This window comes from Runella zeae DSM 19591 (genome assembly GCF_000423565.1).
In the GTDB taxonomy this organism is placed as follows: Bacteria; Bacteroidota; Bacteroidia; order Cytophagales; family Spirosomataceae; genus Runella; species Runella zeae.
This window is the reverse complement of record NZ_KE384036.1, coordinates 469,480-487,073: the sequence shown is the minus strand read 5'-3', so window position 1 is coordinate 487,073 and position 17,594 is coordinate 469,480. Positions and strand designations below refer to the sequence as shown.

19 protein-coding genes and 1 tRNA gene are annotated in these 17,594 nt (G+C 42.0%); 10 read left to right on the top strand and 10 right to left on the bottom strand.

From position 1 onward, the window contains the following. The first annotated feature begins 25 nt into the window (after window positions 1-25). Complete coding sequence (locus G563_RS0120615; RefSeq protein WP_037327613.1) at window positions 26-889, top strand: DUF4249 family protein; 864 nt, start codon at window positions 26-28, stop codon at window positions 887-889. 53 nt (window positions 890-942) lie between these two features. Here the strand turns inward: G563_RS0120615 and G563_RS35440 are convergent, their stop codons facing one another. After that, on the bottom strand, window positions 943-2,151 hold the full coding sequence (locus G563_RS35440; protein WP_037327609.1) for a voltage-gated chloride channel family protein: 1,209 nt from the start codon (window positions 2,149-2,151) through the stop codon (window positions 943-945). 216 nt (window positions 2,152-2,367) lie between these two features. On the opposite strand from G563_RS35440, the gene G563_RS0120605 reads away from it, so the two are divergent. The 3 genes from G563_RS0120605 to G563_RS35435 all read left to right on the top strand — a co-directional run bounded on the left by G563_RS0120605 (window position 2,368) and on the right by G563_RS35435 (window position 5,437). Continuing rightward, the gene (locus G563_RS0120605) at window positions 2,368-2,934 is read left to right on the top strand and encodes a hypothetical protein (protein WP_028666970.1); all 567 of its coding nucleotides are present in this window, start codon (window positions 2,368-2,370) and stop codon (window positions 2,932-2,934) included. A gap of 246 nt (window positions 2,935-3,180) precedes the next feature. Next, entirely contained in the window at window positions 3,181-4,068 is an 888-nt protein-coding gene (locus G563_RS0120600) for a hypothetical protein (protein ID WP_028666969.1), read from the top strand. Window positions 4,069-4,081: 13 nt separating this feature from the next. After that, complete coding sequence (locus G563_RS35435) at window positions 4,082-5,437, top strand: vanadium-dependent haloperoxidase (RefSeq protein ID WP_037327606.1); 1,356 nt, start codon at window positions 4,082-4,084, stop codon at window positions 5,435-5,437. 78 nt (window positions 5,438-5,515) lie between these two features. Here G563_RS35435 and G563_RS0120590 read toward each other — a convergent pair whose 3' ends face one another. The 5 genes from G563_RS0120590 to G563_RS35430 form a co-directional block, all read right to left on the bottom strand. Then, window positions 5,516-5,716 carry a hypothetical protein gene (locus G563_RS0120590; protein ID WP_028666968.1) on the bottom strand — a complete coding sequence of 67 codons (201 nt, stop codon included), beginning with the start codon at window positions 5,714-5,716 and terminating at the stop codon, window positions 5,516-5,518. Window positions 5,717-5,877: 161 nt separating this feature from the next. After that, window positions 5,878-5,964, bottom strand: a tRNA-Ser gene (locus tag G563_RS0120585). A 102-nt stretch (window positions 5,965-6,066) separates the two neighbouring features. Then, on the bottom strand, window positions 6,067-7,134 hold the full coding sequence (locus G563_RS0120580; protein WP_028666967.1) for an asparaginase: 1,068 nt from the start codon (window positions 7,132-7,134) through the stop codon (window positions 6,067-6,069). A 269-nt stretch (window positions 7,135-7,403) separates the two neighbouring features. Then, complete coding sequence (locus G563_RS0120575) at window positions 7,404-8,231, bottom strand: TatD family hydrolase (protein ID WP_028666966.1); 828 nt, start codon at window positions 8,229-8,231, stop codon at window positions 7,404-7,406. Window positions 8,232-8,264: 33 nt separating this feature from the next. Then, complete coding sequence (locus tag G563_RS35430) at window positions 8,265-9,248, bottom strand: glycosyltransferase (RefSeq protein WP_169579795.1); 984 nt, start codon at window positions 9,246-9,248, stop codon at window positions 8,265-8,267. A gap of 129 nt (window positions 9,249-9,377) precedes the next feature. Between G563_RS35430 and G563_RS0120565 the strand changes: the two genes are divergently transcribed. The 6 genes from G563_RS0120565 to atpH all read left to right on the top strand — a co-directional run bounded on the left by G563_RS0120565 (window position 9,378) and on the right by atpH (window position 12,784). Further along, window positions 9,378-9,608 (top strand): AtpZ/AtpI family protein, encoded by a 231-nt coding sequence (locus tag G563_RS0120565; RefSeq protein ID WP_051211099.1) that lies wholly within the window; start codon window positions 9,378-9,380, stop codon window positions 9,606-9,608. 133 nt (window positions 9,609-9,741) lie between these two features. Beyond that, a complete protein-coding gene (locus G563_RS0120560; RefSeq protein WP_028666964.1) occupies window positions 9,742-10,110 on the top strand; it encodes a hypothetical protein in 369 nt (122 codons plus the stop codon). Window positions 10,111-10,145: 35 nt separating this feature from the next. Then, window positions 10,146-11,243: a F0F1 ATP synthase subunit A gene (atpB, locus tag G563_RS0120555; protein WP_028666963.1), complete on the top strand. Its 1,098-nt coding sequence runs from the start codon at window positions 10,146-10,148 to the stop codon at window positions 11,241-11,243. Window positions 11,244-11,299: 56 nt separating this feature from the next. Beyond that, a complete protein-coding gene (atpE, locus tag G563_RS0120550; protein WP_028666962.1) occupies window positions 11,300-11,563 on the top strand; it encodes an ATP synthase F0 subunit C in 264 nt (87 codons plus the stop codon). Window positions 11,564-11,690: 127 nt separating this feature from the next. Continuing rightward, entirely contained in the window at window positions 11,691-12,185 is a 495-nt protein-coding gene (gene atpF / locus G563_RS0120545; RefSeq protein WP_028666961.1) for a F0F1 ATP synthase subunit B, read from the top strand. A 62-nt stretch (window positions 12,186-12,247) separates the two neighbouring features. Then, entirely contained in the window at window positions 12,248-12,784 is a 537-nt protein-coding gene (atpH, locus tag G563_RS0120540; protein ID WP_028666960.1) for an ATP synthase F1 subunit delta, read from the top strand. Window positions 12,785-12,911: 127 nt separating this feature from the next. On the opposite strand, the gene G563_RS0120535 is transcribed toward atpH, so the two are convergent. From G563_RS0120535 to G563_RS0120515, 4 genes are all read right to left on the bottom strand, one after another. Beyond that, on the bottom strand, window positions 12,912-13,151 hold the full coding sequence (locus tag G563_RS0120535; RefSeq protein ID WP_028666959.1) for a 4a-hydroxytetrahydrobiopterin dehydratase: 240 nt from the start codon (window positions 13,149-13,151) through the stop codon (window positions 12,912-12,914). A gap of 57 nt (window positions 13,152-13,208) precedes the next feature. Further along, the gene (gene glmS / locus G563_RS0120530; RefSeq protein WP_028666958.1) at window positions 13,209-15,047 is read right to left on the bottom strand and encodes a glutamine--fructose-6-phosphate transaminase (isomerizing); all 1,839 of its coding nucleotides are present in this window, start codon (window positions 15,045-15,047) and stop codon (window positions 13,209-13,211) included. 301 nt (window positions 15,048-15,348) lie between these two features. Then, window positions 15,349-16,686 (bottom strand): DUF4270 family protein, encoded by a 1,338-nt coding sequence (locus G563_RS0120520; RefSeq protein ID WP_028666957.1) that lies wholly within the window; start codon window positions 16,684-16,686, stop codon window positions 15,349-15,351. Further along, window positions 16,670-17,479, bottom strand: a complete 810-nt coding sequence (locus G563_RS0120515; protein ID WP_028666956.1) for a glycogen/starch synthase — start codon at window positions 17,477-17,479, stop codon at window positions 16,670-16,672. Before G563_RS0120515 ends, G563_RS0120520 begins: the two co-directional genes overlap by 17 nt. Window positions 17,480-17,594 lie beyond the last annotated feature (115 nt).

Sequence of the window (17,594 nt, the reverse complement as noted above, 5' to 3'; positions counted from 1 at the left end):
ACTCATTTTATTTAGATTCAAAATCATGAAAAAATATATAAAATCTATTGTTTCTTTTTGGTTAATGGCAGTTTTGTTGGTCAGTTGTACCGAGACCCATAGCGTAATTGATGCCAACGAAAAGCCTGTGATTGAGGCGTTTTTAGCCCCAGGACATCCCGTAAGCTTGAAACTAACGACGGTGATTGGCTATACTGGGGCAGATAGTGCCGACTCGGTAGCGCGCCCAATTGATGGCCAACAAATCCAGATAAAAGTCAGTGACGGTAGTATTTTTACACTCAGTTCGGTAGGTGAGGGGATATATGAATCCAAAGCTACCGACATTGTTAAATTTGGCTTGACTTATACCCTTGACTTTACTTACAATGGGCTGCCGATTTCGGCAACGACGGTTATCCCAACCCGTCCTACGGGTTTCAAAATCAGCAAAAACATTGTATATCGCTCCAAAATCGATTTGAGTAGTGGTACAGGTGGCTTTGGCGGGCCGGGTGGTTTTCAGGAAGACCGCACGCCAATTGAGGCAAGTTGGGATAACCCAAACGGAGAATATCATTTTGTAGCACTTATCAATACCGAAGAAGACCCCGAACCGATTGTGATTTTGCCTACGGATACCGATACTCCTTTACCGCCCTTTAATCGCCGTATCAACAATGAGCCCACTACTGCGACCGTGACCAACATCATGCCCCAAACATTTCAGTATTTTGGGAAACATTATGCGATCCTTTATCGTCTCAATCCAGATTATGCGGCTTTGTATCGTTCAACAGGTACGACGACTCAAAACATTAGCACTCCTCCTACCTCTATTACCAACGGACTGGGGATTTTTACGGGAGTCAATGCCGATACGCTTATTGTGAATGTGTATCGTTATTGAAAATATTTTATGCTGTACGCAATATGCATATTGCGTACAGCCTCAAGCAGCACTTAAAAGTACTTATTAGATTCTTTCCGTTGAGAAGTATAGATGCCCGACTGTCCCGAAAAAAGATAGCTCACTATACAGGCGAGTGCAATATAAGGGGTGGAGTCTGACCCAAAAAGTTCAACCCCCATGAGGATGCAGGCAAGTGGGGTATTGGTTGCTCCCGCAAAAATCCCAACAAAACCCATACCAGCCAGTAGCGGAAGAGGAAGTGGGATGAAAAGCGCAAGGGCATTGCCTAGGGTAGCTCCAATAAAGAACAGCGGCGTGACTTCACCTCCTTTAAATCCCGCTCCAAGCGTGAATGTCGTCAGGAGCAATTTGAGTAAAAAATCGTAAGGAGGTAAGGTGTCTTGGAAAGATGCTACAATGGTGGGAACGCCCAACCCAATGTATTTGGTAGTTCCTAAAAGCCAAACCACCACAGCAATAATCGCACCCCCTACGACAGGCCGAAGAGGAGGATAAGAAATTTTGGCTTTGAAAAAGTCACCCCAAAAATGAACAACTTTGGAGAAAGCAAGGGCGGCTAATCCAAAACATATACCTGCCAAAATACTCCAACCTAGGTTTTGAGCCGTGAGATGTGGGCTAAACGGAATGCGATAATGGGTATGAGCTACTTCCCAAGCATGGCAGGTATAATCAGCGATGAGGGCTACAAAAAGACTTGGTAGGAGTGCTTCGTAGCGCATCTTGCCCACTATGAGCACTTCTAATGCAAAGACTGTACCCGCCAAAGGAGTACCAAATACCGAGGCAAAACCCGCACTAATTCCCATGACTAAAATGATTTTTCGGTCGGTATCAGAGAGCTTCAGCCACTTTGTAAATTGGTCGGCAATAGCCCCGCCCATTTGTACAGCTGTACCTTCACGCCCCGCCGAGCCGCCAAAAAAATGAGTCACCAAAGTCCCAAAAAGCACCAAAGTGGCCATTTTGAAAGGAATGATTTCTTGGGGAGAATGAAATTCTTCGATGAGTTGATTGTTTCCCTTAACGACCTCTTTTCCCCAATAGTGGTAGGCTGCTCCTACCATAAAACCCCCTACGGGCAGTAGTCCAATAATCCACACATGTGCTTCGCGCCAATCGGTGACCCAATTGAGTGAAACCAAAAAAAAGGCCGAAGCAGAGCCTACCAAAACCCCAATCGGTAAGGATATAAAAAGCCACTTAACAACAAAAACAAGCGTAGATTTGAAAGACATGCCTTAAAAAAGACTGGTTGAAGGCCGAAAACTACAAAAAAATGAGGAGGACGCGTGAAGCTTTTATCCTATTTGAGAAAATGCAATGAAGTAATAAAGTGACGATGACTACTCTGTTGTACTTTTCTAAGGTTATTTTTCTTTCAAAAGGGTGTTCTATTTCATATGGCATGAAGTTTGTGTTTAGTGTTTTACAACTCTTTCTGTGGGTACTATTTGAAAAAAGTTATCGCTATCGGTCTTTTATTGTTACTGCTCTACAATATGTTTGGGCTGACGGTAGCGCTTTTGTTTTTTGAAGAAGAATTCCGAAATGCTTCTCCTATCACTCAAAACGACCAATGGAAAACCTTTAAAGTGCCGATTCCGGCTCTTCCATATAATACCGTTTGGGAAAATGATGAAGGAGAAGAGGGGCTGATTAGAGAAGGAGAAAATTTCTACAATATCATGGGGCAACGTCATGAAAATGATACGTTGTATATTACACTTAAAACGAATCGTGATGCTCACGAACGTTTTGTAGAGCTTTCTGAGAGAGTCCAAGAACTAATGGATTTAACTTCTCAGTCATCGCAGAGTCCTCTGAATAGAGCCCTCAAATTGCTTTATGAATTGACCAAAATATATCTTTTTACGCCTTCTTTTATACTTACTTCTCCTTCTCTCATAGAGGTAGATTCCTATTCACTGATATATGAGAGACCGAATCAAAGCCTTCTTACGTCATTTTGTTGTCTTCTTACACCTCCTCCTGAGCAAGGGTACAATATTCTCTTTTGATTTCCTGATTCTGCAAAATGTAGTTTTTGCAAGTCAGGATTTGTTACGTTTTGAACTAAACAGAATTACCTATTCTGATTGATTCAGAAGAGATAACTGTCTATTTCGTTCAAATTCGGTGCTGGGCATGTGGCTTACGCTTGGGCGTAGCCATCCATTACGTATGAGCGTTAGGGGTTTGATTTAACGCTATTACCCTTGAGAATAAACGCGTATTTACTGACTTATTACAAAATTTTCAGGAAGATGACTAAACATACATCTTTGTTTATAAATCCTTTTTCATCAGATACATCTTATGAAGAAAGACTTTTTTTCTGGCTCAGATTTAGTTTGTTGGGCTGTTTTGTTGGGCATGGATTTTGGGGACTTGTAACAAAAAAAGGATGGATTCCTTTCTTTGAAGTTTTTTTTATTGACTCCTCCACGGCTTTTGCTTTGATGCCCTTGGTGGGCATTATGGATATTATGGTAGGGATTATAGCTTTTGTATATCCTACTCGTGTCTTACTGTTATGGGCTTCTTTTTGGACCTTATTTACAGCGGCTCTCAGACCTTCTGCTGGCATGGGAATGTCAGAATTTTTTGAGCGGGCGGGCAATTTTGGTGTTCCGTTGCTTTTTCTTGGGCTTTATGGAATTCCGGCTACTTTTCATTATCGGCAATGGTTTACTAAGCTCAAACCACTTTCTGATTTGACATTTTCCCAAGGCTACTTCCTTGAATGCCTCATGCGCTTGAGCCTTTTGAGTCTCTTAGTAGGGCATGGGGGTCTGTGTGTGTTTATGAAACATCAAGTTGTAGCTCGCAATTTAAGTATCTTGGGCATTACAGAAGTGTATGGTCTTCAATATTTTGGGCTATTTGAAATTGCTTTGGGGCTTGTGGCTTGCCTAAAACCCCGCTTGTCATGGATATTACCTTTTGTAGGCGTTTACAAATTGACATCTGAGCTATTGTTTCCAGTGGCAGGAGTACCTATGGACATCTTTGAAACCATCGAACGGATGGGGGATTATATCATTCCAATTATACTGCTCCAATACTATCGTTCTCCCTATTATCAAAAAGGGCAAACGTCCTCTCATTCCTCAGGAGTGTATGCTGATAGAGCATATCCATTTCAACATTAAAAAAATTACCATCATGAAATTGTTTATAAATCGACTGTTAATTATACTACTCCTCTTCACAGTGGCAGCCTGTAATCGGAATCAAGATGTCACGCCTCAAAAAAAATTAAATGAATACGATGCCGACATTGTACTAAAATGGGGAGTACTTTTTTTGGATTTAGATCAATATGCCCCAGGGTATCGACCACCCGTGGCAGCAAGAGCGCTTGCCTATATTTCACTTGCAGGCTACGAAGCTATCGTTCCGGGGATGGATAGTTATCAATCCATTGCTGGCAATTTTGCTGGACTTACCATCCCTAAACCAGAAGCGAGCCAGACCTATCATTGGCCCACGGTGCTTAATTCGGCTTATTGGACAATGATGAAAAGTTTTTTTCCTCATCTACCGGATGTTCATAAAAATAAAATTGATGAATTAGGCTCAAAAAACGCGCAAGGACTAAAAAGCCAAGTAGAAGCAAGTACTTTTGAACGTTCGCAACAATACGGCAAACAAGTGGCTGAAGCGGTATTTAATTATTCAAAAACGGACACCAATGGACATGAAGCCTATCTCAATGCCCATCCGTCTTCTTACGCTCCCCCGACTGGTCCGGGAAAATGGCAACCTACTACGCCCGATTTTACCAAAGCGTTGTTGCCTTATTGGGGACGTACTCGGACGTTTGTCATCGGCCCTGATGATAAAATAGCCCGGCCTCCTCTGGATTATAGTTCGGTTGTGACCTCTCAGTTTTTTGCACAGGCATTAGAAGTTTGCTCTATTCCAGATAATTATGAAAATAGATGGATTGGGGAGTTTTGGAGTGATGATATTTTCGGACAAACCTTCGAGCCAGCGGCTCGTTGGTTAGCAATAGCCAATCAAGTGATTGTTTTAGAAAAAGCAGGACTAGAAAAGGCAGTATATACCTACGCCAAGCTATCTATTGCACTCAGCGATGGAGCCGTGGCCTGTTGGAACTCTAAGTATCTCTACAACGTAGAGCGCCCTGTGTCATTTATCAATAGGGCTATCAACGGAAAATGGAAAACTTTGCTTGATAATACCGTTCAAAAAGTAAAGAGTGTCACTCCTCCTTTTCCAGCCTATCCTTCTGGACATTCTACTTTTGGTGCAGCGGCCGCGGAGGTATTATCAAGTATTTATGGATACGACTATGCAATGACAGACAAGTGCCACGAGTTTCGATTGGAGTTTAATGGCAAACCTCGCTCGTTTAATAATTTTTATGAGATGGCCCAAGAAAATGCTATTTCACGCATCTTGCTGGGGGTTCACTATCGCATGGATTGCGATGAAGGCCTCCGAATGGGGTATAATGTGGGCCGCAAAGTAAATAACCTAAAGTGGGTCAAGTAAGCTTTGGGTTAAATTTACGATTAAGCTTTTACTGATATTCCAATTCTTTTCCCGTGAGCTGGACTGTAATGGTCTTGCTCATGGGAAAAGAGTGTGGGTCAACAGGCTGATGGGGAGTTCGGCCGTGAGGGAGGCAATGAGATAATCCAGGCCGTTGAGGTGGTACTTGATCCCAAAATCAAGCTGCGCCAAGTCGCTTTCGTTGAGCATCAAATCCATCTTTAGATAAAAAGCCGTGGCTTTCATCGCCTCCGTACGCTGCCAGTACTGCGCCGCCAAACCCGTCGCTCTCTTCCAGTTACGGCAAAAAGTGACGTAACCGTCAGATTTTGCCGTAACCGTAAACTTAACTGTAGTGCAGGAGCTTGGGGATGAGACCCTAATCAGCAGAAAACCAGCGCGTTAGAATACGCATTTGCCTCATTAATAACATCTTTCAGCAGAGGGGAAGAGATTCGAACTCTCGATACGGTTGCCCGTATACACACTTTCCAGGCGTGCTCCTTCAACCACTCGGACACCCCTCTGTTTGGTGGTCTTTGTTTGACCTTATTTTTGAGGTTGCAAAAATAGAAAATAGAAACACATTTTCTAATAATCCCTATCAAAAATCTCCGCTATGTTGCCTATTATAGGCTCATTTCGCCTGCAAGAGGTTGGCTGAGGCGTTGGCGTATCAGGTTGTGGTCGGTTTCTTGACCCAGTATCCACATCATTTTTGTAATGGCAGCTTCGGTTGTGATGTCGCCGCCGCTTACTACGCCTATTTTATCAAACCAACTACTGGTTTGATAGCGCCCTTGCATTACTCTGCCACCGTCGCATTGAGATACGTTTAGTATTATTATACCGCGTTCGGTGGCTTCTTTGAGTTCGTGTAAGAACCACGGTAGGGTAGGGGCATTGCCCGCTCCAAAAGTTTCGAGTACTACACCGCGAAGACCTGAGATACTGAGGACTGAGCGTACTACGTTTTGAGTCATTCCCGGGAAAAGCTTCAAAATCGCTACGTTGGCATCAAGTTGGGCTTGTACCCCAAAAGGTGCGTCGGTACGGTAAGAAGCAATATAAGGACGGTTGTACTCGATAGTGACCCCCACTTCGGCCAATGCAGGGTAGTTTTCGGAACGAAAAGCGTTGAACTGTGAGCTTTCCTTCTTTTTGGCGCGGTTACCGCGCAACAGATAGTTTTGAAAGTAAATACACACTTCTGGCACGAGTGGTTGACCGTCGGTTTGGGCAGCGGCTATCTCCAAAGCGGTGATGATGTTTTCGCGGGCATCCGTACGAGCTACCCCAATAGGCAGCTGCGCACCCGTCAAAATCACGGGCTTGTGGAGATTTTGGAGCATAAAACTCAATGCCGAGGCCGTGTAAGCCATCGTATCGGTACCGTGCAGTATTACAAAACTGTCATAAAAGGCGTAATTGCGCTGAATTAAGTTGGCGATTTCGGCCCATACTTCGGGGCGCATGTTGGAAGAATCCATGATTTCTTCCAAACTCGTAAAGGTGATTTCGAAGTCCAGGCGTTTGATTTCGGGTAGTTTGTCGAGGATTTGTTCAAAATCAAAAGGCACAAGATTTCCTTTCTCAAACACCATTCCGAGAGTGCCGCCTGTATAAATGACCAATACCGAAGCACGGGGGCGATTGGGTAAGGCGGGGTTGATTTTGACTGTTTTGTAAGCTGGCAAAGTTGATGAAGTTTTTTGTGACGCTGCAAAATTAGATGAAAGCTCCCAAACCAACACTTTTTTCTCCCAAAACCGCTCGATGTTTCGTATCTGAAAAATACATCGAGCGGATAGAACACATCGCGAAAATTATTGAATGAGAGTACCGTTGCGAATTTCTTCGCTGCCTATTTTGATAATTGCCCAAAGCCCATTTAGAGACTACGAAGGTATTAGGTAGTTATCGGAAAGGTGTTGATGAGATACTCTTTTAAGTTTTAGTGAATCTGCTACATAGAAGGAAGAAGAGAAAGAGCGTTGGCCGTCGTTTGGGAAGCCACCATCTCCACCGATACTTGCATCAGGTCGGCCACGCGTTGAGCTATGAGCGGTACATAGGCTACCTCATTGCGCTTGCCTCGGTAAGGTACAGGTGCTAAGTAGGGACTATCTGTTTCCAAAACGATGTGTTTCATATCAATATAGGGCAACACTTTGTCGAGACCCCCGTTTTTAAAGGTAGCTACTCCGCCAATCCCCAATTTAAAACCAAGGTCAATCGCTTTTTGGGCTTCTTCGAGCGTACCTGTAAAACAATGAAAAATGCCTGTCAGTCGGGTATCTCCTACTTTTTCAATAAGTTCTACAACTTCCCAGAAGGCATTACGGCAATGAATGTCAATCCAGAGATGATGCTTGAGTGCTAAATCGCATTGGATCAGAAATGCTTCTTTTTGCTGCTCTACAAAAGTTTTATCCCAGTACAAATCCATTCCTATTTCACCTATCGCCACAAACTGTGGAACGGACGACCCGTCCGTCAAGCTAGCATCTATCGAAGTGGGGTTGTTTGTTGAAATAGTCATTTTATCAAGCCAATTTTCAACAATGTACAATTCTTGCTCAAAATCAGCCTTAACATAAGTAGGATGAAGCCCCATCATAGGCCGGCAGACATTAGGGTATTGGGTTGCAAGTGCCAGCATTCCGTCGATAGTAGTGTGGTCACAGTTGGGCATCCATATCTGTGTTATTCCTGATTCAAAAGCCCTTTCGAGCATTTGGGTACGGTCTTCATCAAAAGCATCGTCATAAATATGGGCGTGGGTTTCAATCATGTTTAATTTCAGCATGGGAAGTAAATAATTTTTCTAGTACTCGCGGCCCTTCCAAACGGTGGATTGACGCGTGTAAAAATTGATAAACATTACAAAATTCATAAAAATGTGGTAAAACCAGAAAATAGGAACACCTATCATAAGCGCGGGAAGTTGCAGCCAATTGATAATGCCGACCATCCAGGCCACCACCAAAAGATAATGGAGGAAAGCCAAAAGGAGGATGGTTTTTGGAAAGCAAAATCCCATTATAATCAAGAAAGGCAATAGAGAAGCATTGAGATAAACCCCTAAACGCTGTTGCCACGGCAAAGACATTGCCCCAAACATCCATCTTTTGCGCTGACTCAACAATTGGCTGAAAGTAGCAATCGGACGAGAAATAGTAAGCACACGCGCATCGAATAGTTGCACAAAATGAAAACCTTTTGTCAAAATAGCATGGAAAAGGGCGTAATCTTCCGTAATAGAAAAAGCAATTCCCTCATATTTTCCAACGGCCTCATAAGCTTCACGACTGACGGCCATATTGTTGCCCATAGCCGTCATAGGAATGCCAAAAAGGGCGAAAAGGCGTATCATCGATAGATAGTAAAGCCATTCAAGCCCCTGCATTAGCCCAAATATCCCTCCTTTTATCATGGTAGTAATACCTGTAACCACCCCTACATTTGGCTCAAAATGCACCAACATATTTTCAATCCATCCGACAGGTACTTCTATATCGGCATCCGTAAAGAAAAGGTAATCGCCCGTAGCATGGTGAGCAAGTTGGGCCAACACATTGGTTTTGCCTTTCAGTTGAGGGAGGGTAGAGACGATAGAAATCAACTCAAATTGAGGTTTATCTTTGATAAAATCCTTAATCAAAGTAGCGGTATTGTCATCAGAGGCATCATCTCCGACCAGTACTTGCAAGTGGGATATGGGATAACTCAACGCGGCTACCGAAGTCAGACAGGCTAGGATATTGGCAGATTCGTTGCGGGCAGCAATGAGAATAGATACTTTTTTCACACGAAACTTTTTTTGCAAAGTTAAGAGGTGTCAGTCATTTGTTAGAAAATAAAAATAATCTGAACGTAAATGTATATTTGTGGTGTTTAACGGCTAATTCAGACGTTATGGAAACAACAGTTTATTGCAATGAATAATCAATTTGAGAAAAAAATGCAAGATGCCAATAAGCGTACCAAAAGCTACGCCAAATACTCTGGTATGGGTATACAGATGCTGGGGACGATAGGGCTAGGGACGTATGCAGGGTATAAACTTGATGAATGGCAAGGCAATAAAATCCCGGGATGGACACTTACACTTTCTTTGGTGTCGATTGGCGCAGCTTTGTATAATTTCATTCAGCAAGTAAAACATTAAAGACTCAAGACTTAGATTGTCGATACTTGACATAAATCTGTGAAATACCCGACTTGTTAAAGTCTTTTCAAAAAAGGCCTACAGAGGAGTTTAGATTATGTTGTCTTGTATATTTGAACTTAACCGATATAAAATGCTTCGTTCGATTGTTTTTACCATTTTTTTAGGAATTGTACTTTTTACAGCCGATTACATTTCTCTGGGCCAATATATTCACCCTAAAAAGTGGTCTATTTTGGCTTTTTTTTTAGCGCTGGCTTTGCTTCAACACCGCCTAATGGAGTTTGGATTTCGAGAAAATCGTAAAAAATTCGTTCAATTTTACCTTTCCTCGCTTACTGCCCGTTTTGTGATGTGTTTAATCTTCGTTGGAGTATTTTTATATTTGAAAGTGGAAGACCCCAATGGCTTCGTTCTTACCTTTTTTGCATTTTATTTATTTTATACTTGTTTTGAAATATACGGATTGTATCGTAACTTGCGCCGCGATTTAGAAGAATAATAATGTTTGTCAGTCGTTATTTGTTAATGGTCAACATGTTACGTCAATTACGTCATAAATTTGCTGCGGCAGCCCTCGCTTTATTGTCTGCTTTTTCCTTCGCATACGCCGAAGAACCTGCTCATAATCATGAGCACAAAGAAGAAAAATTTAACATCGGTGAGATGATTATGCACCACATCTCAGATGCTCACGAGTGGGAGTTTGCACATGGTCTTGCTATCCCTTTACCAGTGATTATTTATGACAATGGATTGAAGGTTTTTTCTTCTAGTAAGTTCTACCATTCCCCTGATGCTACCCACGAAGATCACGAAAAGCACATCTATCCAAACAAAGAATTAGGCTATGTATTGGAGCATGAGCATGTGTATCGTTTAGGGGTTGACGGTAAGGCAGATAAAGAAGCGCATGTTTTGGATTTTTCTATTACAAAAAACGTCGCCTCACTTTTGTTAAGTGCTGTTCTCTTGTTCCTTATTTTTACGGCTGTAGCCAAAGGATATAATAAAAACAAAGGCAAAGCGCCTTCAGGAATTCAGTCGTTTTTAGAGCCAGTCATATTGATGATTCGCGACGACGTTGTGAAACCTGCCATTGGTCCTAAATACGAAAAGTACCTTCCTTATTTGTTGACTTTATTTTTCTTTGTTTGGATAAACAACCTACTTGGACTTCTTCCAGGAGGTGCCAACTTGACTGGTAATATTGCCGTGACTTTGGTATTGGCGGTGATTACTTTCTTGATTGTACATTTCAACGCCAACAAACATTATTTTGCCCACCTTGTCAAACCTACGGGTGTACCTTTGGCTTTGTTGCCTGTCATGGTACCAGTTGAGATTGTGGGGGTATTCATGAAGCCTTTCTCATTGATGGTTCGTCTTTTTGCTAACATTACCGCAGGTCACATCATTATTTTGAGTTTGTTAGGGTTGATTTTTATCGCAAAAAACCTAGGTGGAGGTGGTACTGGCTGGTCTATTAGCCCATTGGTGTTGATTTTTACTTTATTTATGAACCTCATTGAGTTGTTGGTTGCCTTTTTGCAGGCTTTTATCTTTACGCTGTTGTCGTCGATGTATATCGGAAGTGCCATTGAAGAGCACCACGAAGCTGATCACGGTCACTAGTCATTTTATTTAGTTTTTCTGAATTCTTTTGTTTCACTATATAATTTTTTACAATCATGTTGCTTCAAATCTTACTTCAAGCAGCTGCTGAAAGCGGTGCAGGTCTTGCAGTATTCGGTGCCGCACTAGGTGCAGGTTTAGCTGCTATCGGTGCAGGATTAGGTATCGGCCGTATCGGTGGTAGTGCTATGGAAGGTATTGCTCGTCAGCCAGAAGCTGCTGGTCGTATCCAAACTGCGATGTTGATTATCGCGGCTTTGATCGAGGCCGTTGCTCTTTTTGCTGCCGTTATTTGCTTGTTGATTTCTTTCAAGCTCTAATCGCAACAATGGCGTTTCGTACTGCTCGCATTAGGCGTCAGTACGAAACCCACCTTTTAAGTTATATAGTTTTTAACAACAGGAATCATAAAATTTATACTTTTAATCATCTGTAAATTGTATTAAAATGGAATTATTGACCCCCGCAATCGGCTTGCTTTTTTGGATGTTGGTGGTATTTGTCATCTTGGTGGTTATTCTACGCGTTGCTGCTTGGAAACCTATCATGAATGGCTTGAAAGAGCGTGAACATCAGATTCAGAGTGCTTTGGATTTGGCCGAAAAAACCCGCGCTGACATGGCTAAGTTGCAGTCTGATAACGAAAAATTGTTGGCAGAAGCACGTGCTGAGCGTGATAGCATTCTAAAATCCGCCAAAGAAGCAGCTGATCGTATCATTGCTGAATCGAAAGAAAAAGCTACTGTTGAAGGAAAACGTATTATCGAAGATGCTCGCGAAGCAATCGACAATGAGCGTGCTGCTCTATTAGCCCAGATCAAAAAAGAAATCGTTACGGTTTCGCTTGATATCGCAGAAAAAGTACTACGTAGAGAGTTGAGTGACAAAAGTACCCAAGAGAAATTGGTGGCAGATTTGGCTCAAGAAGCAAGACTCAATTAAGAAAGCTTGTAAGACGTTGAGTTGCTTTACGTTTTTCTCTCTAAACTTTACACTTTAAACAAATGTCAGAATCGACCGTAGCTATAAGATATGCCAAATCCCTCATTGATTTGGCGCTAGAACAAAATGTAGTGGATACTGTGTACCAAGATATGCTTTTGTTTAAGCAAGTATCTGAACAAAACCGTGGATTGATGCTTGCTCTTAAAAGCCCTGTAGTACGCCATGATAAAAAATTGGCTATTCTGGAAGGCGTTTTTAAGTCAAAAGTAAGTCCGGTGTCTTACACCATTTTTTCAATCATTACTAAGAAAAATCGCGAAGCTATCATGTATAGCATTGCCGAGGAGTTTGTAAAGTTGTATGATATCCAAAAAGGTATTGTTAAAGCTTTTATCACTTCGTCTACACCATTAACGCCCGAACTGCGCAAGCAGTTTACGACGATTGTGGAAGAAGCTACTGGTAAGACGGTGGAATTGGAAGAAAAAGTAGATGATAAACTCATCGGTGGATATGTGTTGCGAGTAGGAGATCGCCAAGTAGATGTTTCGATTCGCAAACGCCTAAACGATTTGAAATTGCAGTTGCTCAACTAAGATATTTTTTATCTGCTTAAGAGTGACAGAAGCCCTCACTGCTTTGCGGTGAGGGCTTTTTATTTTTAAGCTAAAGCAAAGACCTGCTAAGTTTTTGAAACTTAGCAGGTCTTTTACAATACACCCCTCACATTTCATCGTAGATTGCTTCGATGGCGTCGGCCAATGCTTCATCTTTTTCGGTGACGGTATTGCCCGCATCGTGGGTCGAAAGCTCAAAAGTGACTTTGTTGTATACATTTGACCACCACGGATGATGATTCATCTGCTCGGCGATTTCGGCCACTTTTGTCATAAAAACAAAGGCCTCTTTGAAGTCCTCAAACTCATATTCTCTAACGAGTTTATTGTTTTGCTCTATCCACATAAATAATTTTGTTTTTTTGTTAATAACGAACAATCCTCCGAAATAGCGCCTATGATTTTATTCTACCGTTACAGATTTTGCGAGATTACGGGGTTGGTCTACATTGCGTCTTCGCATGACAGCTATATAGTATGATAATAATTGGAGCGGTATCGACGACAGTAAAGGCATTAAGATTTCGTGGGTTTGAGGGATTTCTATTACAAAATCTACCATGCTTGGAATCAAGGTGTCGCCTTCCGTAACAATGGCTATTACCCGACCTTTACGCGCTTTTACTTCTTGGATATTAGATACGATTTTTTCATAAGAACTGTCTTTGGTTGCGATAAAAACCACGGGCATGTCTTCATCAATTAGGGCAATAGGGCCGTGTTTCATTTCGGCGGCAGGATAGCCCTCGGCGTGGATGTACGAAATTTCTTTGAGTTTGAGAGCTCCTTCCAACGCCACTGGAAAATTAAGCCCTCTACCTAGATAAATAAAATTGCGCGCATAAGTAAAGATGTACGCGATTTCCTTGACCTTATCAGCAGCTTTCAGTACTTGTTGTACTTTGCTTGGGATGCTTTCTAACGCTACCAGAAGCTCTCTATAAAGCTCATCAGAAATACTTCCTCGTCTATGAGCTACTGCAATAGCCATCAAAGTAAGAACTGTTACTTGGGCGGTAAAAGCCTTGGTACTTGCTACACCGATTTCGGGACCCGCATGGGTGTAGGCCCCTGCGTGTGTTTCTCGCGCAATGGAAGACCCTACTACATTGCATACCCCAAAAATAGTAGCTCCTTTGCTTTTAGCGAGCTGAATTGCTGCCAAGGTATCAGCCGTCTCCCCTGATTGAGAAATAGCCACTACGAAGTCATCTGAGTGGATAATTGGATTTCTATATCGAAACTCAGAAGCGTATTCGACCTCGACAGGGATACGCGCCAATTCTTCAAAAATATATTCAGCCACAAGTCCTGCATGCCAAGAAGTCCCACAGCCTACGATTACAATCCGTTTGGCTTGGGCGAGCTTATCCATATACCCCTGTAAACCTCCTAACTGCAAAAGCCCTTCGTCGCTGTGGAGTCGCCCTCTCATGCTATCGGCTATCGAACGGGGTTGTTCAAAAATCTCTTTGAGCATAAAGTGCTCATACCCTCCCTTTTCGATAGCTTCAAGTTCGAGTTCTAATTTTTGGATATAAGGTACTTGTCTCTCATTGTCAAGATTTACTACCTTCAATTCTCCGTTTCTGATGAGGGCAATCTGATTGTCGTCCAAATAAATAACATCTTTGGTATATTCGATGATAGGAGAAGCGTCGGAGGCACAAAAAAACTCGCCCTCGCCTACGCCAATCACCAAAGGGCTACTTTTACGGGCAGCGATAAGCTGAGTAGGAGCATCTTCTGACATCACTACGATAGCGTACGCTCCCACGATTTCTTGCAATGCCAATCGTACGGCTTCTTCGAGGCTACACTGGGTCTCCTGCTGAATATCTTCAATGAAATGAACCAACACCTCAGAGTCAGTTTCTGAGCTGAAGTAGTGGCCTTTTCTAAGGAGATTTTGTTTGAGTGCCGCATAATTCTCAATGATTCCGTTGTGAATGATGGCGAGTTTTTTGTGAAATGAATAATGGGGGTGAGCATTGACATCGTTTGGCTCACCGTGGGTAGCCCAGCGAGTATGCCCCATACCCACAGTTGCGGTTAGGTCTTTGCTGATAAGCTCAGCTTCAAGTGCCTTTACTTTTCCTTTTTTCTTATAGATACAAAGGTCGCCATGATTGAGCAATGCGATACCGGCGCTATCATATCCGCGATATTCGAGTCTTTTGAGTCCTTTAAGGATGATTGGACACGCCTCTTGATGCCCTACGTATGCCACAATTCCGCACATTTTCTTAGATTTTAAGGTGAGTCAAATAGTTGAAAAAAAATAGGGTAATTTTTTGAAAAGCCTTTTTATTATTTAGAATTAGTAGAATAATCGGGTCTATTATTAAATGCTTTCTGAAACAGAAACCTATTTTTTAAAAAATATTATCAACACTTTGGGGAGATTAAACTTTTTTAAAAACTTGGTTTTGTACAACGATTAATCCTTTATTTTTCGAAAAATACAGAAATATTACAAAAATAAAAAGCTCGTAAGGAATCCCTTACGAGCTTTTTATTTATTTGAAAAACGAAAATTATACTTATTTAGTAGTGGTATAAAATATATAAAGTTTTACGTTTTCACGAGTGGGATTAATTGTTAATCTCTCCAGTCGATTGTTGAGATAAGGATAATAAATTGAGAGTGGCTGAGATAGGGATACCAAAGAAGAGGTAGAGCTAACTGGCATCAACAAAAGTCCCGTACTTTTCTTAAATCCAATCGATACCGCTTGCAAGTAAGTAGTCAAAACGAAATTATAATTTCGGAACTTATCATTGTAAACAGATACTTGAGGGAGAATATAAGATTGGAATGTACTTCCATCAACAGGCAGCAGTAGCTCTGTGCCACCTACCGACCGTAGTAAACGATTTGTTTGGTCTGTTTCGGCCATAGTAAGACCTGTAGGTAAGAAAAACCTACCTTGAGGCTGCTCAGGTACGATGTTGAGCTCCGCCCTATTGATAGCTACTCGCCCGTCAGCAAATAATTTTGGCAAGTACGGAAACTCTACCTTCGTCACAATTCCCAACGCATCTTGTACGTAATTGAGTCCTCCCGTTTCGGCAGCACTCAGAGGTTTGAGAGGCTGTAGTTTTGCTAATTCCGTTCCTTGGCGATTGGCCTGTACATGGTTGAATCTTTTTAGGAGTGGAATAGCTTGTACTTTACCTACCGTATCTCCAGTGATATGCACATACAAGTTGAGTGAAATACCAGAAGATGATGGCAAGCCCATAACCATGCTACTATTGTTGGAAGGAACGAGCGTAAAGCCTTTAAAAGTTTGAACAAACTTAGAAGCCGAGCTTGCGTCGGGTTTGCCACTTAAATCAAAAATCTGTTTCCCCAAAGCATCAGGTAACTTAAATTTGAAAGTATTATTAGTGGCGGGCTTAGGGTCTATGGTTAGCGTAGCAATAGGAGTCGCTTCATAAGGCATGGTACTATTGTTATAGTAGGTTTTGCCTGTAATCAGCGTATCGGTAAGGCGGTGAAGATTCATCTGAAATGGCTGTAAAGTATCACCGTAGTAATAAAAGTAGGCCAAATCTAAAGTAAGCGAATCGTACACATACGTCGTCGTACTACCATCGGCATTGAAATCAATTCTATTTCCGAGCTCGAAATAGGGCTGAGCTGTGACGCGGCCAAAGATAGGATCCCGATAACTCCCCAACAACAACTGCGTTGCGCTATTGGTACGAACCGAATCAAGCAAAACAGTGCTTGTTTTGACCGTAAGCGTATCCGTAAATTGCACTTCTGCAATTACCTCGGGCGGAAGCCCGATTTCCTTAGGAGCTTCGCAGGCGGTCAAAGAAATGGTGAAAACAGTGACCAGAAAGAGGGCAGCTTTAGCCTGCCAGTTCATTGTATAAGTTGTAATAAGCTTCTGTAAAATTTGCGTCTTCTTCGACCAGTTCCAACTTGCGTTCGGGCAATTCATCAAAAATTTTGTTTAAACTTTCACTAAAATCATCATCAGCTTTTACAACGGCGTCGGCGTAGGCACAACCAATTTTGATAAATCCTTCAAAATCAGCCGAGCGTAGATGAGCTAAAGCTTCATCACTAACGTCCATGGCTTTGGCTTTGTCCATAATCCCTTCTTCAAACTTAAAGTTGAAGGCGTTGTTATAGACAGTAAAAACACACTTTGTATCCTTAAACATAGGATCATTTTTGTAAGTGGTTTTCAAATAAAGAGGAATGAGGGCGGTCATCCAATCATTACAATGTACAATGTCGGGAGCCCATCCTAATTTTTTGACAGTTTCGAGCACACCTTTGCAAAAAAAGATAGCGCGTTCGTCGTTATCATCAAAAAAGTTATTGTCCTTATCTAAGAAAACGGACTTGCGATGAAAATAGTCTTCGTTGTCAATAAAATAAACTTGCAATTTGGCGCTTGGGATAGAAGCTACCTTGATTACCAGAGGTTTTTCATCGTCACCGACCGAAATATTAATGCCCGATAGACGAACAACCTCGTGGAGGCGATTTTTGCGCTCATTGATGAGTCCAAAACGAGGTACTAATATTCTGATTTCCATGCCCCGCTCTTGCATAGCTTGGGGAAGTTTTCTTACGTAGTCGGCTACCTCTGTGATTTGGAGAAAGGGATTTATCTCGCTGGCTACATACAAAATCCGTAGTTTACTCATAGGCTTTGGTGAAGCTTGATAGGATTGGTTTTGAAGAAAAATTTTGCAAAATTATACAAATTTTTGGCGATATTCAATCATATTGCTTGAGAATTATTTCTTATTTAATAAACCT

Coding starts and splice junctions, on each gene's coding strand:
- G563_RS0120600 (WP_028666969.1), top strand. CDS start 3,181: ATGACTAAACATACATCTTTGTTTATAAATCCTTTTTCATCAGATACA.
- G563_RS0120515 (WP_028666956.1), bottom strand. CDS start 17,479: ATGAGTAAACTACGGATTTTGTATGTAGCCAGCGAGATAAATCCCTTT.
- G563_RS0120520 (WP_028666957.1), bottom strand. CDS start 16,686: ATGAACTGGCAGGCTAAAGCTGCCCTCTTTCTGGTCACTGTTTTCACC.
- atpE (WP_028666962.1), top strand. CDS start 11,300: ATGTTGCTTCAAATCTTACTTCAAGCAGCTGCTGAAAGCGGTGCAGGT.
- G563_RS35440 (WP_037327609.1), bottom strand. CDS start 2,151: ATGTCTTTCAAATCTACGCTTGTTTTTGTTGTTAAGTGGCTTTTTATA.
- glmS (WP_028666958.1), bottom strand. CDS start 15,047: ATGTGCGGAATTGTGGCATACGTAGGGCATCAAGAGGCGTGTCCAATC.
- atpF (WP_028666961.1), top strand. CDS start 11,691: ATGGAATTATTGACCCCCGCAATCGGCTTGCTTTTTTGGATGTTGGTG.
- G563_RS0120535 (WP_028666959.1), bottom strand. CDS start 13,151: ATGTGGATAGAGCAAAACAATAAACTCGTTAGAGAATATGAGTTTGAG.
- G563_RS0120565 (WP_051211099.1), top strand. CDS start 9,378: ATGAATAATCAATTTGAGAAAAAAATGCAAGATGCCAATAAGCGTACC.
- atpH (WP_028666960.1), top strand. CDS start 12,248: ATGTCAGAATCGACCGTAGCTATAAGATATGCCAAATCCCTCATTGAT.
- atpB (WP_028666963.1), top strand. CDS start 10,146: ATGTTACGTCAATTACGTCATAAATTTGCTGCGGCAGCCCTCGCTTTA.
- G563_RS0120615 (WP_037327613.1), top strand. CDS start 26: ATGAAAAAATATATAAAATCTATTGTTTCTTTTTGGTTAATGGCAGTT.
- G563_RS0120560 (WP_028666964.1), top strand. CDS start 9,742: ATGCTTCGTTCGATTGTTTTTACCATTTTTTTAGGAATTGTACTTTTT.
- G563_RS35435 (WP_037327606.1), top strand. CDS start 4,082: ATGAAATTGTTTATAAATCGACTGTTAATTATACTACTCCTCTTCACA.
- G563_RS0120575 (WP_028666966.1), bottom strand. CDS start 8,231: ATGATTGAAACCCACGCCCATATTTATGACGATGCTTTTGATGAAGAC.